This is a genomic window from Roseobacter sp. MH60115 (assembly GCF_015644665.1).
GTDB lineage: Bacteria > Pseudomonadota > Alphaproteobacteria > Rhodobacterales > Rhodobacteraceae > Roseobacter.
The window spans coordinates 104,334-126,133 of record NZ_JADOBQ010000002.1; the positions used below are offsets into that span (position 1 = coordinate 104,334).

General features: G+C 61.7%; 21 protein-coding genes. 20 read left to right on the forward strand and 1 reads right to left on the reverse strand.

All coding sequences use genetic code 11. The features are described 5' to 3' along the window. Positions 1-2 precede the first annotated feature (2 nt). The 20 genes from ISX84_RS06120 to ISX84_RS06215 all read left to right on the forward strand — a co-directional run bounded on the left by ISX84_RS06120 (position 3) and on the right by ISX84_RS06215 (position 20,723). Complete coding sequence (locus ISX84_RS06120) at positions 3-1,214, forward strand: methionine adenosyltransferase (protein ID WP_195819468.1); 1,212 nt, start codon at positions 3-5, stop codon at positions 1,212-1,214. Further along, positions 1,211-1,732, forward strand: coding sequence for an AAA family ATPase (locus ISX84_RS06125; protein ID WP_195819469.1), 522 nt, complete (start codon positions 1,211-1,213; stop codon positions 1,730-1,732). Before ISX84_RS06120 ends, ISX84_RS06125 begins: the two co-directional genes overlap by 4 nt. Next, positions 1,719-2,768, forward strand: a complete 1,050-nt coding sequence (locus ISX84_RS06130) for an inositol-3-phosphate synthase (protein WP_195819470.1) — start codon at positions 1,719-1,721, stop codon at positions 2,766-2,768. The genes ISX84_RS06125 and ISX84_RS06130 overlap by 14 nt, the downstream gene beginning before the upstream one ends. After that, a complete protein-coding gene (locus ISX84_RS06135; RefSeq protein WP_195819471.1) occupies positions 2,758-3,558 on the forward strand; it encodes a hypothetical protein in 801 nt (266 codons plus the stop codon). The genes ISX84_RS06130 and ISX84_RS06135 overlap by 11 nt, the downstream gene beginning before the upstream one ends. Beyond that, on the forward strand, positions 3,546-4,568 hold the full coding sequence (locus tag ISX84_RS06140) for an NAD-dependent epimerase/dehydratase family protein (protein WP_195819472.1): 1,023 nt from the start codon (positions 3,546-3,548) through the stop codon (positions 4,566-4,568). The genes ISX84_RS06135 and ISX84_RS06140 overlap by 13 nt, the downstream gene beginning before the upstream one ends. Continuing rightward, entirely contained in the window at positions 4,562-6,433 is a 1,872-nt protein-coding gene (locus ISX84_RS06145; protein ID WP_195819473.1) for an ABC transporter ATP-binding protein, read from the forward strand. The genes ISX84_RS06140 and ISX84_RS06145 overlap by 7 nt, the downstream gene beginning before the upstream one ends. Beyond that, entirely contained in the window at positions 6,424-7,536 is a 1,113-nt protein-coding gene (locus ISX84_RS06150; protein ID WP_195819474.1) for a nucleotidyltransferase family protein, read from the forward strand. The genes ISX84_RS06145 and ISX84_RS06150 overlap by 10 nt, the downstream gene beginning before the upstream one ends. A gap of 16 nt (positions 7,537-7,552) precedes the next feature. Beyond that, on the forward strand, positions 7,553-8,809 hold the full coding sequence (locus ISX84_RS06155; RefSeq protein ID WP_195819475.1) for a condensation domain-containing protein: 1,257 nt from the start codon (positions 7,553-7,555) through the stop codon (positions 8,807-8,809). Beyond that, entirely contained in the window at positions 8,806-10,092 is a 1,287-nt protein-coding gene (locus ISX84_RS23440; RefSeq protein ID WP_195819476.1) for a B12-binding domain-containing radical SAM protein, read from the forward strand. Before ISX84_RS06155 ends, ISX84_RS23440 begins: the two co-directional genes overlap by 4 nt. 370 nt (positions 10,093-10,462) lie before the next feature. After that, positions 10,463-11,695 (forward strand): ABC transporter substrate-binding protein, encoded by a 1,233-nt coding sequence (locus ISX84_RS06165; protein ID WP_195819477.1) that lies wholly within the window; start codon positions 10,463-10,465, stop codon positions 11,693-11,695. Between the two features lie 80 nt (positions 11,696-11,775). Next, entirely contained in the window at positions 11,776-12,633 is an 858-nt protein-coding gene (locus ISX84_RS06170) for an ABC transporter permease (RefSeq protein ID WP_195819478.1), read from the forward strand. A gap of 3 nt (positions 12,634-12,636) precedes the next feature. After that, positions 12,637-13,461, forward strand: coding sequence for an ABC transporter permease (locus ISX84_RS06175; protein ID WP_229884161.1), 825 nt, complete (start codon positions 12,637-12,639; stop codon positions 13,459-13,461). After that, positions 13,458-14,495, forward strand: a complete 1,038-nt coding sequence (locus ISX84_RS06180) for an ABC transporter ATP-binding protein (protein ID WP_195819479.1) — start codon at positions 13,458-13,460, stop codon at positions 14,493-14,495. Before ISX84_RS06175 ends, ISX84_RS06180 begins: the two co-directional genes overlap by 4 nt. Next, positions 14,483-15,256 carry a phosphorylase family protein gene (locus ISX84_RS06185; RefSeq protein ID WP_195819480.1) on the forward strand — a complete coding sequence of 258 codons (774 nt, stop codon included), beginning with the start codon at positions 14,483-14,485 and terminating at the stop codon, positions 15,254-15,256. The genes ISX84_RS06180 and ISX84_RS06185 overlap by 13 nt, the downstream gene beginning before the upstream one ends. Beyond that, on the forward strand, positions 15,253-16,089 hold the full coding sequence (locus tag ISX84_RS06190; protein ID WP_195819481.1) for a sugar phosphate isomerase/epimerase family protein: 837 nt from the start codon (positions 15,253-15,255) through the stop codon (positions 16,087-16,089). Before ISX84_RS06185 ends, ISX84_RS06190 begins: the two co-directional genes overlap by 4 nt. Beyond that, positions 16,086-16,607, forward strand: a complete 522-nt coding sequence (locus tag ISX84_RS06195; protein ID WP_195819482.1) for a DAK2 domain-containing protein — start codon at positions 16,086-16,088, stop codon at positions 16,605-16,607. Before ISX84_RS06190 ends, ISX84_RS06195 begins: the two co-directional genes overlap by 4 nt. After that, on the forward strand, positions 16,604-17,620 hold the full coding sequence (locus tag ISX84_RS06200; RefSeq protein ID WP_195819483.1) for a dihydroxyacetone kinase subunit DhaK: 1,017 nt from the start codon (positions 16,604-16,606) through the stop codon (positions 17,618-17,620). The genes ISX84_RS06195 and ISX84_RS06200 overlap by 4 nt, the downstream gene beginning before the upstream one ends. 3 nt (positions 17,621-17,623) lie before the next feature. Continuing rightward, positions 17,624-18,526: a tagatose 1,6-diphosphate aldolase gene (locus tag ISX84_RS06205; RefSeq protein WP_195819484.1), complete on the forward strand. Its 903-nt coding sequence runs from the start codon at positions 17,624-17,626 to the stop codon at positions 18,524-18,526. Then, positions 18,527-19,291 carry an SDR family oxidoreductase gene (locus ISX84_RS06210; RefSeq protein WP_195819485.1) on the forward strand — a complete coding sequence of 255 codons (765 nt, stop codon included), beginning with the start codon at positions 18,527-18,529 and terminating at the stop codon, positions 19,289-19,291. 10 nt (positions 19,292-19,301) lie between these two features. Then, on the forward strand, positions 19,302-20,723 hold the full coding sequence (locus ISX84_RS06215) for an L-fucose/L-arabinose isomerase family protein (RefSeq protein WP_195819486.1): 1,422 nt from the start codon (positions 19,302-19,304) through the stop codon (positions 20,721-20,723). On the opposite strand, the gene ISX84_RS06220 is transcribed toward ISX84_RS06215, so the two are convergent. Next, positions 20,716-21,795: a nucleoside hydrolase gene (locus ISX84_RS06220; RefSeq protein WP_195819487.1), complete on the reverse strand. Its 1,080-nt coding sequence runs from the start codon at positions 21,793-21,795 to the stop codon at positions 20,716-20,718. The genes ISX84_RS06215 and ISX84_RS06220 overlap by 8 nt on opposite strands. Positions 21,796-21,800: the final 5 nt, after the last annotated feature.

Here is a 21,800-nt window from a genome sequence, read left to right on the forward strand (position 1 = left end):
AGATGATCAAAGTGTTCAACAATCTCAAAGCGCCGGACTTTAAACAGTTCGAGATCGTGGAGGTCAAAGGCAAAGGCCATCCGGATTCGGTCGTCGATGCGATCGCTGACGAGATATCGCGGCGCTACAGTCAGTATTGCCTCGAGCACTTTGGTCACATCTGCAATCACTGGGTCGATAAATGCGTTCTCATCGGGGGCGAGTCGGAGTTCGAATTCGGCCGCAGCCGGATGGTGAACCCGATGCGTCTTCTGGTGATCGGCAAGGCCACCACCCATGTGGGAGATCACGAAATCCCGATGCAGCGGATTGCCCGTGCGGCGGCTGATGCCGTGTTGTCGGATATCGTGGACATCTATGATCCGCAGCGGGACCTCGTCGTGGACATCATGACGAATTGCTATCAGGGGGCGGGCCGCAAGGACGCGTGGTATCGCCCCACCGGCGGCGATATTCCATCACAGGTCAACATGATCGAGGCAAATGACGCGGTGATCTGCTCGGGTCACGCGCCGTTCAGCCTCGTGGAAGACATCACGCGTGACCTGGGCGACCACTTCTACAGCGAAGCATTCCGCGCGGACCATCCCTTTATCGGCACCGACATCAAGGTGATCTGCCAACGCGTCTCGGACGACATACAGGTCACAGCCTGTATTCCGTTCAAGGCCAGTCTTTGCCCGGACCGTGCCTTCTACGATCGGGAGTTGGAGAATATTCGTACCCTGATCGCGGACCGTGTTCAGCGCAGGTTGAACGCACAGGGGGGTGAGCGCGGGATCACCTTTGGGATCGACCTCAACACCCGTGACACTGACGACGTTGTCTACATGAGCCACTACGGGTCCTGTCTCGACACCGGCGACGTCGGGGCCGTCGGCAGGGGCAATCGAACCTCCGGTCTGATCACGCCCGCGCGCCCGATGTCGATTGAGGCACCGGCGGGCAAGAATCCCCGGTATCACTCCGGCAAGATCCTCGATCTCGCGGCCCGGTGGATCGCTACCGACGTGCATGACAGCCTCGGGCTGAAATGCGAGGTCACAATCTCCACCCAGACCGGTCGTCCTCTGAATGACCCGCTTTGCACAATCATTCAGATCGATGGCGCCGCAGACGTCGCGGCGGCCCGTGCCTGTGAAGAGCTGGCGCGCGGTGTGCTGCATAATGTGCGCGACATCACCGATGACTTTGTGCGGGGGGCAGTCGCATGACCACCCCGGCGATTTTTGTCTCGGGGCTGCCGGGGGTCGGCAAGACCACGCTCTGCCGCGCGGTGGCGCGCCGCCTGGGGATCAGGTTTCTCAGGTTCGATGACCTGGTCACCAACGCGCCGCCGCAGCCGTTCGACTTTGCCAAGCTGATAGAGGCTGCAAAGCCGCTTTTTACCCGCCATTTGACACTGTGCGATTCCTTTCCAAAGGGCGCGGCACAGGCGGAAGTGCTGGACCCTGTGGCGCGACCGGTGCTGATGCTGTGCGTCGAGGATGATCCTGTGGTTGCGGCAGAACGCGCGCAACGCCGTTCACCGCGCAGGTTCACCCCGGAGCGGATCAGGGAGAAATTTGCAAAGCGCGCGGAGCAGACAGCAGAGCTGCGCCGCTACTGCACGTCACGCGGTACGCCCATCGCCGAGCTGCGCAATGGGCCGGAGCGCTCGGCCTTTCTGGAGGCCGGGATTCACATCATCGCCAAAACAGTAAGAACGGAAAATCTGCATGCTACAGAATAACGCTATCCGGGTCGCCGTTGTCGGGATGGGCAACTGCGGTTCCTCGCTGACGCAACTCATCCACGGTGCGCTGAGCACCTCTGCCAACGACCGGTACGGCGGGGTGTTCTGGGCCAACGGGCGTCCGCATTCAAACGAGGATTTTCGTATCGTCGCGGCCTTTGACGTTGATCGTGAGAAGGTCGGGCAGGATCTGGGGGACGCGGTCGAGGCGTCAACGAATTGCACGCCCGTCGTCTGGCGTGTTCCGCATACGGGGGTGACCGTGCAGAAAGGGCCGCGTCTTGACGGGATTGATGGCCCGCTGGCCGAAAGCGTGATCGAGGCAGACGTGCCGGACGCGGATGTCCACCAGGTGTTGGCCGATACCTCCGCGGACATCGTCGTGAACATGCTGCCCACCGGCGCCAGGGAGGCTACGGAGTTTTACGCGGACGCCGCGCTGCAGGTCGGGTGTGGCTTCGTGAACTGCATTCCGATCCCGCTGGCAACCAATGCCGGTTGGGCGGCACGGTTTCAGGAAGCTGGCGTTCCGCTCTTTGGTGACGATGTCAAAAGCCAGATGGGCACCACGACCGTACATCAGACGCTGGTCGATCTGATCCAGCGCAAGGGCGGCCAGATCACGCGCACCTACCAGATGAACATTGGCGGCAATGCCGATTTCCGAAACATGACCGATGCGGCGCGCAGGGCCTACAAAAACGTCACCAAGACCTCGGCGGTGCAGAGCCATGTCGAGGGCCTGGACATCCCGGACATCGGGCCGAACGGATTTGTCGAACCGCTGGGGGACAACAAGCGGGCGCATGTCATGATTGGCGCAGAGCTGGCGTTGGGCATGCAGGTGGAGATCAATCTGAACCTGACGGTCACGGACAGCCCCAACGCGGCAGGGGTTATTCTGCCGGCGGTGCTGGAGTGTGCCCGGGCGCGGCGACGCGGTGATGCCGGCGTGTTGCCGGAGGTATCGGATAACTTCTTCAAGATGCCGGTGGCGCCGGTACAAAAGCCTCACCCGCTCCATGCCGAATAGCCCGGACGCCATTCCCGTGCCCCCGTGGCTCTGCGATCTGGTCCGTCGCCGGTTCCGGGGCGTGGCTGCTGGGCACAGACTGTCGGCAGGCGGCCCGTTCCTGGTGGTCGAGGGGATCGACGGGGCGGGCAAGACGACCTTGGTCGATAACCTGCTTGCAAAACAGTCGTCCGTGGATGAGCCCACCCCGATCCTGATCCGTCTTGGGCAACGCGAGGCGATCCCGGAGGCGATCAGGCCTGTCTATCAGGCACATATCCTGACCGTGGTTGCGGCTGCTAAAGGGTTCCCCGAAGCCTGCGCGCATCTGCAGCGGATCGCCGAAGTGGATGCCCTGCTCTACAAGTTCAGGCTGGATGCGGCGCGCAGCCAATCACCCGATATGCCAATGATCTCCGACAGCTGGGCGCACAAGCGGTTGTGCAAGTTCCTGGCACTGGCCATGGCGTCCGGGCAGGCGGATGTGCCGGGCCTCGCCTCGGGGATCATCGACGCCTACGCGCCGGTGACCGGAACGCCAAGCGGCGTGCTGGTCGATGTGCCGCCAGAGACCGCGCTTGAACGAAAGGGTGGCAGGTTTTCCCCATGGGAAACGGTCGCCCCTCCCGGTTTGGCGCACCTGGCCCCCGCAGACCGCTTCCTGCAGCTTGCGCGGGCCACGGCCACGCTGTTGTCGGTGATGGCGGAAAGCATGGGATGGGCCCGCATCAACACCGCTCCGAACCGGGTCGCGGATGACACCGGTCACCTCACCACACTGCAGCGGGAGATGAGCGCATGTCATTGCTGATCACAGGCGCGTCCGGGGGCATCGGCGGCTATATTCTTGCACGGTGTCGCGCGACGGGGTGGCGGGTCCACGCGGTTGATATCATGGTTGGACAAGGGATTGATGCGCTTGACGTTTCCGACCGCGCCGCCTTTGCCGACTACATCGCCGACCACCGGATCAATCGGGTCATCCACTGCGCCGGTCGAATGGATGTGGCAGGCGTCTGCGACCCGCTGGAGCTTGTGTCCTCGAACGTGCTGGGATTGACCAATCTCTGTTCCATCCTGAAAGACAACCCCACCGCGCAGGTGATTTTCATGAGCAGCCGCGGCGTCTACCCGTGGCTGCACGCTGACAAGGTTCCCCCAGCTTTGACGGAGGATCACCCCACGCAGGTGGATGTCGAGCGATCCGTCTACGACATGACCAAACTTAGCATCGAGATGATCGCCGAGCGCTATGCGATCCAATACGGTTTGACGGTGACCGGTCTGAGGCTTGCATCGACATTTGGCCTCGGGAAAACCGCGGAAAAACACGGGCATCAGACAATCCTTGTCGACTTGCTGCACGCCGCCCGCGCTGGAGAATCGCGGCGTGTTCCCGGCGCCGACCAATGCACCGATTTCCTCTACTATGGTGACATCTGGCAGGCGTGTCTGCGGGTCCTTGCGGCGCCCCGCAGGGATGTGCCGATGCGCATGAACGTCAGTGGCGGGGTGCGGCCCCTTCGCGAGTATGTCAGTGCACTCCCCAGGCACTTCCCGCAGGCCAACGTTACCGCGGGTGACGGATTGGACTATCTTGGCACCGGCGGGTTCGGCTATGTCAATCTCGATCCGGTTCTGGCGCGGCAAACGGTCGGGTATGAGGCAGCTTACACCCCCGAGGACGCCTTTGCCGAGATGGATCGATTGTTGCGCGGTGCGCCACACCCCTTTGTCCACGATTTTGCGGATCTCGTCGCATCGGCTCGGCTCGAAACTGTAGACCGCGCGCGCCAGAGCAGGTCTGCCGCAACATGCTGATCGGACGCATATACGATATGGCGGAGCGGGCCTTTGATCCGTTCCAGCTTTTGCCGGAACCCAACCCGCTCATTCCTCCGACCACGTCCCGTCGCGTGATCTTCAAGATACTGGCAAAGGTGCGCTGGCCGTTGGCCGGGCTGGCGCTGACGGCGGCGTTGATCACCCTGATCGATACGCTGATCCTGTGGCACTTGGGCGGGTTGGTCGATCTTCTTGCCAACGCCGAGGGGGCGGGGCTGCAGGGGTTTTACATCTTCGCTGCGCTCGTTGTGGCGAAACCGGTCGTGGGGTTTGTCTATCTCGTGGTGAAGAACCAGAGCTTCAACCCGACCCTGGGCACCGTGGCGCGGCGGGTCTTTCACCGTCACGTGAACGTTCAGGATCCTGCGTTCTTTCGGGATGCGGCCCCGGGACGTGTTGCCGCGAAGGTCAGCCAGACCGGCAGCGCCTTCCGGCAGGGGATGCGCATTGCGGCAGATCACATCTGGAGCGGTGCCGTCAGCCTGGTGCTCACCATCGGCCTTTTGATCACGATGGATCTCAGGCTGGCGATTCTGGTGCTGGTTTGGCTGGTGTGCTACGTGTTTCTGCTCAAGACGTGGATACCGCGCAATCAGACCGCTGCGGATCAAAGCGCCGAGGCGCTCTCTGAGCTGAACGGCACTCTGGTGGACGTCTACGGCAACTTCGCTCTGGCGCGGCTCTTTGCGTGGCGCAGGGCGGACCCGGTCGAAGACGACCTGCGCGAGGTACTGCAGGTGATCCGCCGACAGACACGCATTTCGACCTCGATGGTTGCCTCTGTCTGGTCGCTGAATGCGGGGCTGTTGTTGTCGGTCGCCGGGCTGTCGGTCTGGCTGTGGTCCCGGGGCATGGTCAGCGTCGGCGCCGTGGCCGGGGCGGTTGCGATCCTGACGCGGCTCCAAGCGATCTCGCTTGATATCATGTTCAGTCTCAATGCGCTGTCCGATGCTTTGGGTACGCTCAACAACTCGACCCGCACCATCGCGCGCAGGCCTGCGATGACCGACGAGACAGATCTGCAGGCCGTACCCGATGAGATTGAGACCCTGACCTTCCGCGATGTCAGCGCCACCCATGCCGGGGCGGGCAGGGTCCTGCATGGCATCAATCTGACCTGCACACGTGGCGAGACGCTCTTTCTTCTGGGGCCGTCCGGTCACGGAAAATCGACGATGCTTGCGCTTGTCGCGCGGTTTCTCAAACAGGAGTCCGGTGAAGTGGCCCTGAACGGCGTACCCGTCGGGAAGATGCCGCAGGACGATCTGCGCGCACGGTTGGCCGTGGCCCGGCAAGAGCCGCAATTCTTCAACATCCCCATTCGGGACAACCTCATGCTCGCCCGTGACGGCCTCACGGAGGAAGACCTGTGGCATGCCTTGGAGGCTGTGGAGATGCGCGCCTGCATTGCCTCTTTGATGGATGGTTCCTCCCGCCGTGGGCTTTCGGCCTCTCTGGGTGGTGGTGCAGCAACGCTGTCGCAGGGGCAGCTGCAGCGTCTGGCGTTGGCGCGCATCCTGTTGAGCGATGCGCCGGTTGTTCTGCTGGACGAGCCCACGTCTGCACTGGATCCCGAAACAGAAGCGCGCATCTGGCCTGCCATTCTCGCGCATCTGGCTTCGCGGGTTGCCATCGTCGTGACCCACCGGTTCGGTCTGCTGCCACCCGACGCCCGGATTGCGATGATCGAACACGGGCGTGTGGTTCTGGATACGCGTCTGGATGCCGCGGCGGGGGACGCTGCGGAGAGGTTGCGCGCCTTCCTTTCCACGGAACCCGATACGACAGGCAAGGCCGCACCCGTTGATTTGGAGGAGAGGAGACCTGCAAGATGGAATTAACTCCAGAGCAGGCCTTTATGCTGGCCTCCGCCCGTGCCAGGGCTGTCGGAGCAGACTGGCCCGAGGTGCCCGAGGCGCTCGATCATATGGCGCTTCTGTTGCTGGCGCAGCGCCACAGAATGGCGACCTTCGTTGCGACGAGCCTGCTGTCACAGGACATACCACGCCCGGTACGCGAGCGGCGCATTGACAAATTCTTCGTAGACGCCCGGATGCTGGGCGCGGTGCGCAATGCAAAAAAGCGCGCGGTTGCGCTCGCACTGCAAGCGGCGTTCTTGGATGCCGGTATCCCCTCAATTCTCCGCAAGGGGTGCCATTTGGACACCGCGCTCTATGGCGGTACCGGCCTGCGGGAGTTCAATGACATCGATGTCTTCATCCCGCCCGATGCACGCCGCGCTGCACTGCGGGTCGCACAGGCGCAAGGCTTCGCCGCAGGATGGTTCGATGCGGTGACCGGCCGGTTTCAACCCACATCACGCAGGGAGAAAATCTACTACGACATGACGCCGGATCATCTGCCGCCGATGCAGTTGGTGCGGGCGGAGGATCCGGTTTTACCTGCGATAAAGCTTGATCTGTGTTTCGACCTGGCCTGGGCACAGCACTCGCAGAGAGATCAGTTCGAGCCGATCCTTCTAGACGCGCTGGCGGTGGTCGAGGGCCAGTCTGAACCGGTGGGGCAGAGCGATCTCGCCTTCCACTTGCTGGACGTCTCCATGCACATTTATCGCGAAGCGCGGCATCAGCAGACCTTGGGTGTCAACGATCTGGCCGGAGTTCGCTTGCCAAAGTTCCTTGATGTTTCTGTCCTGTGCCATGCGCTGACCGGCGCGCAGCGCGCCCGTTTTCGGACGTGGTGCAAGAGGTCTCCGGCCATCGCAGCGGCGGCTTCATGGGTGCTGCACCACACGGATACGGTTATGGGGTCAAGCCATCTCAACAGCTTGGGGCTGCGTGCCGACCCGTTTCACCTGCAACAATGGGTCACGCAGACCGCCGCGATCCGAACCTGGCGCGGCACGATGATCGACAGGTTATTCGCCGCCGATCCAAAGAGCCTGTTTGCCCCCGACCTCTCGGCGCATGCGTCGGGGCAGTGAGAGGAGGCCGGTGCGGATGGATTGGCCAGTGACACGCATTCAGAAACACCTTCTGCACCGATTGCGCAGCGGTCTGTCACAGCCGCGCAGCAACACGCTCTACGTCATTCTGCAGGCAGATGCGCGGTTTGATCTCGCCGCACTTGAGGCAGCGGTGCTGTACCTCGCGACCCGTCATGCGGCTTTCCGGGTAACGTTCACCCGGCACGACCCGCCCAGGCAGCATGTCGGTCCGATCCCCAGCCCGCTTCCGCTGAGCAGGCTCGCGCCAGATCCGGATTGGCGGTCGGCAGCCCAAACCTTCGTGCGCGCGCCATTTGATCCGGACGGCGCACCGCTTTGGCGGGCAGGGGTGATGCCGGTCGAAGACGGAACGCTTGTCGTCGTGGCCTGGCACTATGTGCTGGCCGACACCGGTAGCCGAGGGGCCGTCCAGCGGAGCCTGTGCACCTGGCTGGCCGGACAGGCGGAGGAGAGCACGGATGCGGCATTTCTGAAGTATTCCCAGTCCCTTGAGGACGCGCGTTCCTCCAAAAATGGGGATTTGAAACGCCGATGGGAAAGCATGATGGCAGGCGCGACACCGGTGTTTGACCCCGTCGCCGCTTCTGCGGCCTCCGCGTATCACGAAAGCCGTGCGTGCCTGTCCGAGGCCGAAAGCGCGGCACTCCGTGCACGATCGCACCGCGAGGGCGCCAGCCTGCCCCTGATTGCCCTTGCCGCTTTGACGCATGTCCTGGCGCCGCGCCTTGATCGGGATGATTTTCTGATCCGGACGCCGTATTCCGCACGCGGTGACTTGGCGATGCCGGACGCCGTTGGCCATTTTGGCGACACGCTCGCATACCGCGTGCCGCTGGGCCATGATTTTGCCAAAACGCTTGCGCAGGCGCGACTGGCATTTTTGCGCAGCCTGCGCATTCGGCAAGGTTTCGTGTCGTGGGACAACGACCCTGCATCGCCACCGACAACGCCGGTCATGTTGGTTGTGACACCGCCACCCGACCGACCGCAGCCAATGCCGGAGGGTGTGAAACGGCTTTATCTGGACGAGCCTAAGGGCGTCACCGAGGCTGGCCGTTGCTTTGTCGTCAAGCTGCGCTGGGGCCGCTCCGGTCTGAGGACACATGTCTATCACCGCCCCGACCTGTTGCCGTCCCAGCCGGACCTTGCCCAGGATCTGTTGAAGACTCTTGCGCAATGGGGCGGCACGCCACCAACGGATCGCCAGCCGTCATCGCACCCCAGAAAACAGGAGGTCATGAACCCGTGAACATCGAGATGATTATTCCCGCAGAATTGAGCCGCAGACTTTTTCGTCAGGTCCCGATGGGGTTGCTCTATGCCGCGACACGGCTGCGCGAGCAGGGACACGAGGTCGTCATCAATGACCTGCGCATCAGGCGTCTTGAAGCGCCTTTCGGGCCGGCCGCCGCAGATCTGCACATTGTTGCAACCTCCGAATACGACACCGCGCAGTGCTTTCCGGAGGACATCGGATTTGTGCGCGACGCCGTGGCCGACATCCGGTGCCAGTCGGAGGCACCCGTGGCGATTGTCGGCTCCCACCCCACTGTGAACGGCCAGGCCACCTGCGATTTTACCGGTGCGGATCATGCCCTGCGGGGCGAGCATGAGGTTGTCATCCCCGACTTCGTTCAGGCATGGCCGGAGGTGCCGCAAGTATTCCCCAACGATGAGCCACGCTATGCCGACCGCGAGGAAATCGCCGACCTGACCGCACCGCGGTTCGATTTCGTCGAGATGCAGCACTACTACAACGAAGGCGTCTTTGCCGATCAAACCGCGCGTCAGGTCCAGGGCGGCCTTGTGCTCGCCAATCGAGGCTGTCCCTATGCCTGCAGCTTTTGCCATTTGTTCTTTGGCACCAAGCTCAGGAAACGATCTATTAACCACGTGCTTGACGAGATCGAAATTCAGATCATCCGCTTTGGCACGCGCAACTTCTTCTTTCTCGACTATACGTTCACCATCGACGAGCGCTGGGTGATGGCGCTCTGCGACCGCATCCGGGAACGGGATTTGCGGTTCGAATGGGTGTGCCAAACCAGGACCGACCGGATCTCGCGCGAGATGCTGGTCGCCATGCGCGCGGCGGGGTGCGTGGCGATGTGGTTCGGGATCGAAACCCCCGATGCAGCGCTGCGCGACGGTCTCCGCAAGCCGCTGGTGGATGACGAGGTGACGAAATCCATACTGCTTGCGCGGGACTGCGGGATCATCCCACTGGCGTTTTTGATGGTCGGGTTTCGCAATGAATCCGAGAACAGTCTGCGGGCGCTGAACGACTGGATTTCCCGGACAGGTGTCTACTACGGACTGGCGCCGCTTTCCGTGCGCCCGGGCACGCCGCTCTTCGACGAAGTCTACGGCGCGGATTATATTGAACGGCATGGGTGGAATTTCGACGATCCTTACGCCGGTCGGTTGGGGATCAGCGCGCTGGAGATGAGCGAACTGGATTGGTTTTTTGACCACCATCGGCAGAACCCTCTGCGGCTCAGCAATGCAGTCCAGCTTGCGCGGATGAATTAACGCCCGCTCGCGTCCGCAAACGCGCAGGCGAGATCGCATAAGCGTGACATCCAATTGCGATAAATCCGATATATAAGCGTCGGCAGGCGGGTCCTGCCGATGACAATGCCATTGAGGTCACGCAAACCCTTCTGCGCACGCGCGTCGGGATCGGTCAAACTCGTCCTTGACAGGCCAGAGTCATTACTATCAAGTTGTACATACAAATTCCTGATGGAGGAAGTTGGGTCACGCGCTTTGGAGGGAGCCTGTGGCGGATGGCGGGAGGCACCGCTCGCCTCAGCATCTGAAAACCATCCAGGACCTTTTGTCTAAAATACACCGGGAACGGCAGATCAGGAAAATGCCGAATGGGTGAGTGGGAGAAAGAATGAAACAGAAAATCAAAGCGGCACTTCTGGCGTCCAGCCTGTTGCTTATGCCTGTGGCTGGCCTCGCGGATACGGCGGATGGCGACGCGCTGAACAATATGTCCTGGGAGGAAGTTGTTGATCTTGCCAAGGGAGGCGAGGTGAACTGGTTCCTCTGGGGCGGGTCTGACAACATCAATCAATACGTCTCGGAGTACATCGGCGGTCGCCTGAAGGATGAATACGGGATCACGCTGAACCGTGTGGGCTTGAGCGACACCGTCGAGGCGGTGAACATCGTTCTGGGCGAAAAGGAATCCGGTGTCATGGATGCCGGGTCCGTCGACATGATCTGGATCAACGGCGAGAACTTCCGCACGATGAAACAGGGCGGGCTGGCCTATTGCGGCTACACCGACATCCTGCCCAACAACGCCTTTGTGGATTGGAACAACCCGGCGATTGCCAATGACTTTGGCGTTCCCGTGGAGGGCTGCGAAGTACCATGGTCCAAGGCGCAATTCGCTTTTGCCTATGACACGGCCCGCTTTGACGACCCGCCGCGATCCATCGGTGAACTGATCGACTGGGTGCAGGAAAATCCCGGTCGCTTCACCTATCCCGCACCGCCGGACTTCAACGGGTCCGTCTTTGTGCGCCATGTGTTTTATCACGCGGCCGGGGGCGTGGACTCTCTGCTTGGCGATTTCGATCAGGCCAAGTTCGACGAGGTCGCGGCCAAGACATGGGACATCCTGAACGACATGGAACCCTACCTCTGGCGCGAAGGAAAAACCTATCCCGCGTCGATTTCCGCCATGGAACAGCTTTACGCAAACTCCGAGGTGGATCTGACGTTCAACTATGAACCCTCGGGCGTAGGGCTGAACATTGAAAACGGGGTCTTCCCGCCGACCACACAAGGCTATGGCCTGACGGACGGCACCATCGGCAACACCAACTACACGATCATCCCCTTCAATTCACCCAACAAGGCTGCGGCCCTTGTGCTACAAAACCTGCTGCTCTCCGGTGAGGCGCAATATCAAAAGGCGCGCCCGGATGTCTGGGGCGCAGCGCCTGCCATCGAGGTGTCGCGCACCAGCGAGGCGGTGCAGGCGGATTTCGGTACCATCGTGGCCCATCCCAATGTGGTTCCCGCCGATGAGTTGGCCAAGGCAGCCCTGCCCGAACTGCAGGCGTCCTGGATTTCCGCCATCGAAAAGGGATGGCTGGAAAACGTCGGTCAGTAGTCTCCCGCTGACCCTTCCCACGACGCAGCCTGCGTCGTGGGACCCTCGCCACCGCAACAATCCAAATGGAAGTCGGGCATTTGTCAGACCGAACGAAAATCTTTTTGCTGCTGCTGCCCGCCATGGTCATCATCGTCGTGCTGTTCTTTGGTGGGCTGATGATCGGGCTGATGCGCAGTTTCAACTACATGCCGGTGATCGGTCTGACCGAGCCGGACCTGAGCGCTTATATCTCCGTCTTCACGGACCGCGAATTCTACCTCTCCTTTCTGCTGACCTTCCACATCGCCTTTACCTCCACGGTGATCTCCTCGGTCCTCGCCATCGGTGCCGCTCTGCTCCTGCGCCGCAGCTTCGTGGGTCGCAGCATCGTGAACTTCCTGTTCCAGCTCAACCTGACGGTGCCGCATCTGGTGGGTGCCATCGGGATGCTCTACCTCTTTTCGCAATCCGGCAGCTTTGCGCGTCTGGCGCATGAGTTCGGCATGATCGCCCGGCCCAGCGACTTTCCCGCCCTTGTTTTCGACCCCTATGCCATTGGGATCATTCTGCAATATGTCTGGAAGGAAATCCCCTTCATTGGCGTCATCGTTCTGGCAAATATGCAATCCATCGGTGAGGACTACGAAAGCGTTGCCCGCTCGCTGGGCGCCAGCAAATGGCAGACCTTTCGCTACGTGCTGCTGCCGCTGATTTTCCCCGGCGTTCTGTCCGCAAGCGTGATGGTCTTTGCCTTCACCTTCGGCGCCTATGAAATCCCGGCCATTCTGGGCGCGAATTTCCCCGCCGCACTGCCGGTGCTGGCCTATCGCAAGTACACCGATGTCGATCTCGCCGCGCGCCCCGAAGCCATGGCGATGGCCATTGTCATCGCGCTGCTCTCTGCGGTGATGATCTATTTCTACGTGCGCTATTCGCGCCGCCGGATCAGGGGATAACGCATGAGCACCGCAGAGAGCATCCCAATGCGCAGCTTCCGGGTCCTGACCGGGGTTGTCCTGATCACATGGCTTGTCCTGCCGCTGATCCCGCTGGCCATCTGGTCCTTCGCGCGCGGTTGGTTTTACCCCGATCTTTTGCCCAAGACCTGGACGCTGCGGGCCTGGGAATACGCCATGTCCGACACCGCCGGGGTGCTTGACAGCCTGTGGCTGACCATCGGCATCTCGCTGGCCGCGACGGTTCTGTCCATTCTGGTCGGTGTGCCCGCCGGACGCGCGCTGGGGATGTATAAATTCCGGGGCAAGGAGATTGTCGAACTGATGATCCTCGCCCCCACGATTGTCCCCGGTATCGCTGTCGTTCTGGGCATCCACTCGGTCTTTATCTCGATGGGTCTGAACAACACCGTCTGGGGCGTGATCCTCGTGCATCTGATCCCGACGCTGCCCTACATGGTGCTGGTCATGTCGGGCATCTTCGCCAATTACGATCCGGCGTTCGAGGCGCAGGCGCGCAGCCTCGGGGCCTCGCCGCTCAAGACCTTCTGGTACGTCACCCTGCCCGCGATCCGCCCCGGCATCATTGTCGGTGGGCTCTTTGCCTTTCTGGTGTCGTGGAGCCAGTACATCCTGACCCTGCTGATCGGCGGCGGGCGGGTCGAAACCCTGCCGCTCCTGCTCTTCAACTTCGCGACCGCCGGCCGCAATGACATCACCGGTGCCATCGGCATGATCTACATCCTGCCCGGCATCATCATCCTGTTGCTCACCGCCAAGCACCTCTCGGGTCGCAGCGGCGCTGTCGGAGGCTTCGGACAGATTTGACTCATGTTTCGATCAAAGAGCTGACAAAGGTCTATCCCGGCGCGACCACCCCGTCGCTGGACCGGTTGTCGCTGGAAATCCCGACCGGCGAGTTGACCGCCCTTCTGGGCCCGTCCGGCTGCGGCAAGACCACGACGATGAAGATGATCGCCGGGCTGCTGGAGCCGACATCCGGCGATGTCACCTTTGATGGCCGTTCTGTCCTGCGCGACAAGCCCGAAGATCGGGGCGTGGTCATGGTGTTTCAGAACTACCTGCTGTTCCCCTACATGAGCGTCGCGGACAACGTCGGGTTTGGCCTCAAGATGCGCAAAAAAGACCCTGCAGAGATCAAACGCCGCGTGGGCGAAATGCTGGAGCTGGTCAAACTGCCGGATTTGGGAGATCGCAAACCAAGTGCTCTCTCCGGCGGGCAGCAGCAACGTGTCGCTTTGGCGCGCGCGTTGATCGTGCAACCCAATGTGCTCTTGCTGGATGAACCGCTGTCGAACCTTGATGCGCATCTGCGGTTTGAAATGCGCGATCTGATCCGGTCGCTACAGCAGGAAATGGGCATCACCACGATCTTCGTGACCCATGATCAGGAAGAGGCAGTGGTTCTCGCGGATCGCGTGGCGCTGATCCTCGACGGGCAGATGAAACAATATGACCGGGCCGATGTCTTCTACAAACGCCCCATCGACGAGGCGACGGCACGGTTCTTTGGGGGGCATAACTTCATTCCCGGCACATCGGACGGCCATGTTTTTGATTGTGCGCTTGGCAAGCTGTCGCTGCCGGAAGGGGCTACAACCGGCGCTGGCAGGCTTACCTTTCGGCCCGAAAACGTGCGGATCGGCACGGCGGCGGACGGGCAGAACTCCCTGACCTCGATCATCGCCGATGTCATCTACCTGGGCACGCAAACCCGACTGAAACTGCGGGTCGGCGACACCGACCTGGACGCCGTGGTGAACCCCAATGAAATCGAAAGCTACGCGGTTGGGGATACCCTGCCGATCCACCTGCCACGCGCAACACTATGGGTGATATGATGGCGGTGACCTTCAGATCGATCTTCGAGGTGACGCGCGCGGAATGGCTGGGCGGGCTTGGTATCCCTGAAGAGGATGTTCCGGATGTCGTGATCCTTGAGGGATCATGGTGGCGGGCCGAGCGGCAAAAGGCGCGCTTGCAGCATCTGACCGATGTGCGAGAGCTCGGGTTTCCCGACATCTTCTGGGGCAGGCATGGCGACAAGAAAGTCGTGTTCTGCATGGCTTACGGGGCGCCGCGTGCCGTGGAGGTCAGCCAGATTTTTGCGCAACTGGGGTGCAAGCTGGTCATCCAGATCGGCACTTGCGGCGGGTTGCAATCCCATCTGGCGCCGGGTGACATCATTGTTCCCGATGTCATACGCTGTGAGGACGGTGTGGCCGAACACTACGTCGCCGGCGCCACGATCAACGCCGCGCCCCATTGGGTTGCACGGGCTCAAAGCGCGCTGCAAACGCGGGGTCGCACGGTCCATATCGGCCCGCATGTGACCTTCTCATCGCTTTTCGCGGAAAGCGTCGAGATGTATGAGGCCTGGCACAAGGACGGGCTGCTCAGCGTTGAGATGGAGACCGCAACGACGCTTGCTGCTGCCGCCAAATACGGCGTGCCCGGTGTCTCGATGGTCGTGGTTTGGGATGAGCTGACCGCGGGGCGGAGGTTCATGGACCCGATGACGCCAGAGGCGCTGGCCGAGCTGGAGATCAGCAATGAAGCGGTGTTTGCCGCGGCTCTTACGCTGACGGAGGAGGTGACATGAAATACGGTATTCACGCCGGTCTCTGGCAGGCCAGATGGACGGATGAGATTACGCCGATCCTGAAAATCGTGGCTGATCTTGGGTTTGACGGCATCGAGGTGTCGCTTCTGGGGATGAGCGATGAAAAGGCTACAGCGCTTGGCAAGGCGGTACGGGATCACGGGTTGCAGGTCACCTGTTCAGACGGGTTGGCGCCCGACAAGGATATCACCTCTGATGATGCCGATGTCCGCGCGGCGGGCGTCACCTATTTGAAATGGGCCATTGAAACCACGGCACGGATCGGATCGCGCGGATTGGCAGGCGTGGTGTTTGCGCCCTGGGGGCAGTTCGACCCGCTGAACAAACCCGTGCGCGCAGCCCGCTCCGCCGAGGCGCTGGGGTCATTGCACGAGACGTTGGCGGCCCACGATGTCACGCTTGGGATCGAAATGCTCAATCGGTTCGAGACGGATCTCGTGAACACGGCGGATGAAGCTGTCAGCATCGCCAAGGCGTCCGGGTCCGACCGGATTGGCGTTCTGCTGGATACGTTCCACCTTAACATCGAGGAAAAGGATATTCGCGCGGCCATCGCCAGTGCCAAGGGAAAGCTGGTGCATTTCCATGTGTCCGACAACGACCGTGGCGTGCCGGGATCGGGACATGTCCCCTGGGACCAGGTCAAAGCGGGTCTGGAGGACGCGGGCTATGATGGCTGGATCGTCGCGGAGATGTTCGTGGTCGCGGGCAACCCCGCCAGTGCGGATTTGAACATCTGGCGACATATTGAGCCCGATGCAACCGACGCAGCCCGCCGTGCGCTGGCCTTCATGAAAAGCACCTTCGGATGAAGGATTTCCTCGCCCTCTGTGTCACCCGCTTCGAAGCGCTCGAACAAGAGCTGAACCAGCTCGATGCAGCAACGGGCGATGGCGATCATGGGGCAACGATCCTGAAGGGCCTGCGCGCCGCGGCAGCATTCGATGATGCCCCAGAGAAGGCGTTTCGCAAGGCGGCGGGCGGTGCGTCCGGTTCGCTTTTTGCCCAGATCATTGCAGCATTGGACAGGGCTGCGGATGGCGCGCCTTTGGGCGCGGCGCTGTCACAGGCCGCGGACCGGATTGCGATGCTGGGGCAGGCAAAACCGGGTGACAAAACGATGCTGGACGCGCTGATCCCCGCTGCGGCGGCGACAACGCTAGACGCAGCCGCGCAGGCAGCGGCCAAAGGCCGGGATGCGACACGGGATATGCCCGCCAAACGGGGGCGTGCCAAATATGTGGAAGGCGCGGGCGTCGGCCACATTGATGCCGGTGCCACCTCTGTTGCGGCCCTACTGGCCATCTTTGCCGAATGGAGGCGCATGTGAAAAAGCTTTTCAACACCAAGGAACGGATGCCGGACGATATGATCGACGGTTTCGTCGCCGCCTATCCGGACATTGTCTGTCGCGGGGCTGATCCACGGGTGGTACGCCGCAAAACGCTCCGTACAAAAGAGGGTAAGGTCGCGCTGCTGATCGGCAATGGCAGTGGCCATGAACCGATTGCCATGGGGTTCGTCGGCGAAGGATTGCTGGACGCCAATGTCGTGGGCGATGTCTTCGCAGCCCCCTCGCCGGATGCGATCCTTGAGGGGATTGAAGAGGTCTGCGGCGATGCGGGCGCCGTCCTGCTGATCTCGCGTCACGAAGGCGATGTGATCAACGGAAATGCCGCTGCGCTGATGGCGCAGGATGATGGGCTGAACGTGCGGCCCTTGCTGATGTATGATGACATCTCCTCCGCCCCCAAAGGGCAGGAGGAGGAGCGTCGCGGCGCTGCTGGCACCATGTTCATCTACAAAATCCTTGGGGCTGCGGCGGAAGAGGGGATGCAGATCGATGATCTGATGACCCTTGGCGCCGAGGTTCGCGCCGCCACGCGGACATTGGGGGCGGCTGTCTCGCCCGGTGTATCGCCGCTGACCGGCGAGTTGATGTTCACCCTGCCCGAGGATGAGGTTTTCATCGGCATGGGGGTGCACGGCGAGCCAGGCGTCGGTCGCCGGAAGGTTGGGCCAGTGCAGGACCTTGTGGCCTATATGCTGGGTGAACTGCTGGAGGATCGTGCGATCAAGCCCGGCACGCCCACGGTTGTTCTGGTCAACGGCGCGGGCGGTACCACGATGATGGAACTGCTGACGATCTATGGCGAGGTGCACAGGCAGTTGGGCGAGAAGGGGATCGAACCTGTCTCGCCCATGATCGGGTCCTATTCCACCACGCAGGAAATGGGCGGGTTCTCCATCTCGCTCTTTACGCCGACACCGCAGATGCTGGCGCTCTGGCGTGCCCCGCATAAGACGCCGCACTTTCCGCACATCACCGCGCAGGGGGGCTGAACCATGGCGGACAGGATTCACGGTGTGGCGGTCGATGCCGGTAGCGGATTGGAGGCCAGCATTCGCGCGGCGCGGGGTCCCCGTGCCAAACCTGACGATCTGCTGACCTTTAAACGCGCGGTTCTGGAAACCCTTGGGCCGGATGCAACTACGGTTCTGGTCGACGCCACCTGCGGCCCTGATTTGCTGCACAACTATCCCGAAGGCTGCGCCCGGATGCTGGCGTTCGAAGCTGACGTCTATCATATCTCGGACGCGGACCGGATCACGGTACTACCTCGCAACTTCACCGTTGATGACTATCCGGCGATGGGCGTGGAGCAGCTGAAATTCTTCATGTATTACGCCCCGGATGATGATCCGGACCTGAACGCCCGCAAGCAGGATCTTGTCGCCGATATCGGGCGCCGATGTCGCGCGGCGGGCATCCGATATCTGATGGAACCGTTGGTGTATCACCCGGACCTTGCGGCGGGTACTGCGGAATATGCCGCGCAAAAACCCGATCTGGTGCGGCGTGCGACAGACGTTTTTGCGGACGCTCGATTTCAAGTGGACGTTCTGAAAGTCGAAATTCCTGTGGATCTGTCTTTTGTGCAGGGCTTCGGCACGGCGCAGATGACACGCGCACAGGCGTTGGAGGGGTTCCGCAATGCCGCTGCGGCGGCAAACGGGATTGATCTTGTATACCTCAGCGCGGGCGTGTCCTTTGACTGGTTTGAAGCGTCCTTGAAACTGGCGGTGGAGGCGGGTGTCGACTTTTCCGGGTTCATGTGCGGGCGTGCGATCTGGTCGGATGGCGTCGCGATTTTTGGCGCCGAGGGCGAGGGCGCATTGCGGGCGTGGTTGCAGGACACCGGCAGGATGCGTCTGCGCCGTCTGATCGCGGCTGTGGAGGAGGGATAGATGCTTTTGGACGGTAAGATTGCAATCGTTACCGGCGGCTCCAGCGGCAATGGCCGCGCCATCGCCGACGGCTTCGCCCGGCAAGGGGCCAGGGTGATCGTCGCGGACCTGGATGAAGTCGGCCGGGAGGGTGGCACACCCACCGCAGAGGCCATCAATGCACAATTCCCGGCCATGGCAAAGTTCGTCGCCTGCGATGTCAGCAAGGTCGATCAGCTGGAAGCTCTGGTGGCGGAGGCCGAAGCCTGGGGCGGCTTGGATGTCATGGTGAACAACGCCGGTATCCTGCAGAAAGAGCCCATTCTGGAGGCGACCGAAAACGTCTTTCACCGCATGCAGGACGTCAATGTCAAAAGCGTTTTTTTCGGATCGCAGATGGCCGCGCGAGCTATGGTGAAGCGCAAAAGTGGGGTGATCATCAACATGTGTTCGATTGCCGGGATGCGGGGCACTGGCGGGTTTTCGCACTACAACATGTGCAAGGGGGCGGTACGTCTGTTGACCTATTCGCTGGCCGATGAGCTTGGGCCGATGGGGATCCGGGTGAACAACGTGAATCCCGGCATCATGCGCACGCAGATGAACATCGAAGATGACCCGGTGATCGGGACGGAAACCGGCGAAGGGTATCTGCACATGATCCCGGCCCGGCGCTGGGGCGAGCCCGAAGAGGTTGCCGATGCCTGCATTTACCTCGCCTCCGATCTGGCCAAATATGTGATGGGCACGTCATTGGTTGTGGATGGCGGGTACCTGAGAATCTGAGGGAAAAACCATGAAACTTGGTCTGATCCGCGCGTCCCTGCCGAGCTATTTTCCCGAAAAACACGGGGTGTGGGCCGCTGCTGAAACCGTCCTGACAACCCTATGTGCCGATGAGGGTGTCGCGTTTTACATGTATGCCGGTGTCCCGATGGATGCGCGGGAGACGGAAGATGCGCTTGCGGTCTGCAGGGCGCAGGGTGTTGATTTTGTTCTGCTCCTGCATGGCGGTTTCACGATGGGCGATGTCGCCCGCACCGTGGCGGCGTCTGAATTCCGCTGTGGCTTCTGGTCGGTGCCAGAACCGGTGCGCACCGGGGATGTGCAGCTCAACAACTTTGTTTCGCTCAACATGTCGATGTCGATCACGCGACAGGTGCGCGACCTCTCCGCCCGGCCTGCGCAATGGTACCACGGCGCGCCGGAAAGTGCCGCCTTGCAAGATCGCCTGCGCTGCACAGTGCGGGCGCTCAAGGCGGCGCAGGCTCTGAACGGCGCACGGATTGGCGTGATCGGCGGGTTGGCCATGACGTTCTACAATATGGAGGTGTCGACATCGGAACTGCGCGCGCGGCTTGGCGTCGATGTTGCCCATCACGATATGCATGAACTGACCGGGCGGATGGCCGCGTTGGACCCAGATCTTGTCGCCGCTGAGGTGGCAGAGATGGCCCGCGCCGCCGAGATTTCCGGCGTATCGGAGGATCAGATGGCGCTGACCGCCCGCGCGGCCCTGGCGCTTGCAGAGATGGCCGAGGCGGGGGGATATGCGGCGCTAGCGGTCAGCGACTGGCCCGCGTTGCAGGATGACCCGGGCATGCACCCCGGGGCTGCATTCACATGGTTGGAGGAACGTCACAACCTGCCCGTCGCGTCGGAAGGTGACGTGCTGGGCGCGGTGACACAGCTTGTCGCCCGATCGGTGACCGGGCGGGTTGGCTACCTGTTGGACATGACGGAGCCTGATCTGGAGAGCGGACAGCTTTTGATGTGGCATGGCGGTGGCGGCCCCTTGTATCTGGCTGATGACGCGGGTGCGAAGTGGATCAATCACCCGATGATCGGGCGCGGCACGGAGGCGGGACCGGTCTATGGCGCGATCAGCGATCTGGTCTTCCGCGACGGGCCCGTCACGGTGTTTCGGGTGGCGCGGCACGCAAGCGCCTTCTTTGGCATGACCGCGCAGGTCTCCGGCCAGGACCCGAGTGGCTTCACAGGCTGTCGCGGGTGGCTGAACAGCTTCGAGATCGACGGGCAACAGGCGGGTCTGGAAGATGTCGTGGCCAGCGTGATGGCGCATGGGTTGGAGCATCACTTCGTACTGGTGCCCGGCAATGTCGTGGGCATCCTGACGGAATTCGCGTCCTGGACGGGCATGGACATATTGGGACAGGTCCCGATGCGCGGGCATCTGGACAGGCGCGACTTTACGTAGCTGCGGCGGCAAGCTTGTCGTAGAAATCGAGGAAAATCTCATCGCGTTGCACATCATGCGCCTCGCGCATTGGGTGGCGGTTTGCATCCCGTTGCCAGTACAATTCCGCATCCAGAATAGGCGACTGCGTTAAGTGCGTCGGCACCCAGTCCGGATTGATCAGCCAGGCAATGTTGATGATGTCCCAGATGACCCAAGTGCGCCGTTCCCTGTCCGAGATCGCGAACATGTCGTGCAGCGGGTTGTGGGTGTAGAGGTGATACAGGTAATCGCCGATGGCCCCACGCCCTTTGACAAACTGCGCCATCTCTGGCCGCGAAATCTTGAGCTGTGCGCCGACGTGATAGCCGGGCAGATAGACATGCGGCACGCCGCTGTCGAAGATGATGCGCGAGGCGTGCACGTCCTGCACCAGGTTCAGCGACGGGCGGTTGCAATGCGGAGCCGACGAGGGATAGGCCGATGTCCAGATCACGACAATACGCTCCCGTATCTCCGGCGCTTTCAGCAGAGCGCTGGCGATGTTCGTCACACAGCCCATCGCCGCGATGTAGAGCGGGGCATCGCCGGTTTTGGCAAGGCGGATGATGGTGTCGACGGCATCGGAGTCCACCACGTCCTCTGGATGTCGCATGTAGCGTTGCGCACCCTTGAAGACCTTGCCCTCTGCGGGCATTCCAAGCTTTTCGTAGATGGTGCAAATCTCCGCATGGCTGAGATCCATGCCTTCTGCAGGCCCGACAAATGTCAGATCCGCGGCGCGCCGACCTTGCCCGTGCAACCGGTCGAGCCAGCCCTGAAACCCGCCCACCAGATGCTCGTCGCGGGCCGCGCCTTCTTCCAGGGCCCGCTCCGCCGCCAGAAGCTCCGGCTGATGATGGGCAAAGGAAAACGGCACGGCTGTCACCGCTTCAACCGTCATGTGGTCCGGCGACAGCAGCGCCCAGGCAATCGCGAACTGGTCGTCGATTTCATTTGCCGCATCCGTGTCGATCAGCAACCGAACCGGCCCGTCATGTGGCAATGAGAGGCGATCCTGCATCAAGGCGGGGGGGAGCGGTGAAAAGCTCATGGGCG

Bases quoted from the DNA above. Each gene is read 5' to 3' on its own strand.
- ISX84_RS06185 (WP_195819480.1), top strand. From the start codon at position 14,483: ATGGGTGATATGATGGCGGTGACCTTCAGATCGATCTTCGAGGTGACG.
- ISX84_RS06190 (WP_195819481.1), top strand. From the start codon at position 15,253: ATGAAATACGGTATTCACGCCGGTCTCTGGCAGGCCAGATGGACGGAT.
- ISX84_RS06220 (WP_195819487.1), bottom strand. From the start codon at position 21,795: ATGAGCTTTTCACCGCTCCCCCCCGCCTTGATGCAGGATCGCCTCTCA.
- ISX84_RS06205 (WP_195819484.1), top strand. From the start codon at position 17,624: ATGGCGGACAGGATTCACGGTGTGGCGGTCGATGCCGGTAGCGGATTG.
- ISX84_RS06120 (WP_195819468.1), top strand. From the start codon at position 3: ATGATCAAAGTGTTCAACAATCTCAAAGCGCCGGACTTTAAACAGTTC.
- ISX84_RS06165 (WP_195819477.1), top strand. From the start codon at position 10,463: ATGAAACAGAAAATCAAAGCGGCACTTCTGGCGTCCAGCCTGTTGCTT.
- ISX84_RS06145 (WP_195819473.1), top strand. From the start codon at position 4,562: ATGCTGATCGGACGCATATACGATATGGCGGAGCGGGCCTTTGATCCG.
- ISX84_RS06140 (WP_195819472.1), top strand. From the start codon at position 3,546: ATGTCATTGCTGATCACAGGCGCGTCCGGGGGCATCGGCGGCTATATT.
- ISX84_RS06130 (WP_195819470.1), top strand. From the start codon at position 1,719: ATGCTACAGAATAACGCTATCCGGGTCGCCGTTGTCGGGATGGGCAAC.
- ISX84_RS06155 (WP_195819475.1), top strand. From the start codon at position 7,553: ATGGATTGGCCAGTGACACGCATTCAGAAACACCTTCTGCACCGATTG.
- ISX84_RS06150 (WP_195819474.1), top strand. From the start codon at position 6,424: ATGGAATTAACTCCAGAGCAGGCCTTTATGCTGGCCTCCGCCCGTGCC.
- ISX84_RS06175 (WP_229884161.1), top strand. From the start codon at position 12,637: ATGAGCACCGCAGAGAGCATCCCAATGCGCAGCTTCCGGGTCCTGACC.
- ISX84_RS06215 (WP_195819486.1), top strand. From the start codon at position 19,302: ATGAAACTTGGTCTGATCCGCGCGTCCCTGCCGAGCTATTTTCCCGAA.
- ISX84_RS06210 (WP_195819485.1), top strand. From the start codon at position 18,527: ATGCTTTTGGACGGTAAGATTGCAATCGTTACCGGCGGCTCCAGCGGC.
- ISX84_RS06135 (WP_195819471.1), top strand. From the start codon at position 2,758: ATGCCGAATAGCCCGGACGCCATTCCCGTGCCCCCGTGGCTCTGCGAT.
- ISX84_RS06195 (WP_195819482.1), top strand. From the start codon at position 16,086: ATGAAGGATTTCCTCGCCCTCTGTGTCACCCGCTTCGAAGCGCTCGAA.
- ISX84_RS06125 (WP_195819469.1), top strand. From the start codon at position 1,211: ATGACCACCCCGGCGATTTTTGTCTCGGGGCTGCCGGGGGTCGGCAAG.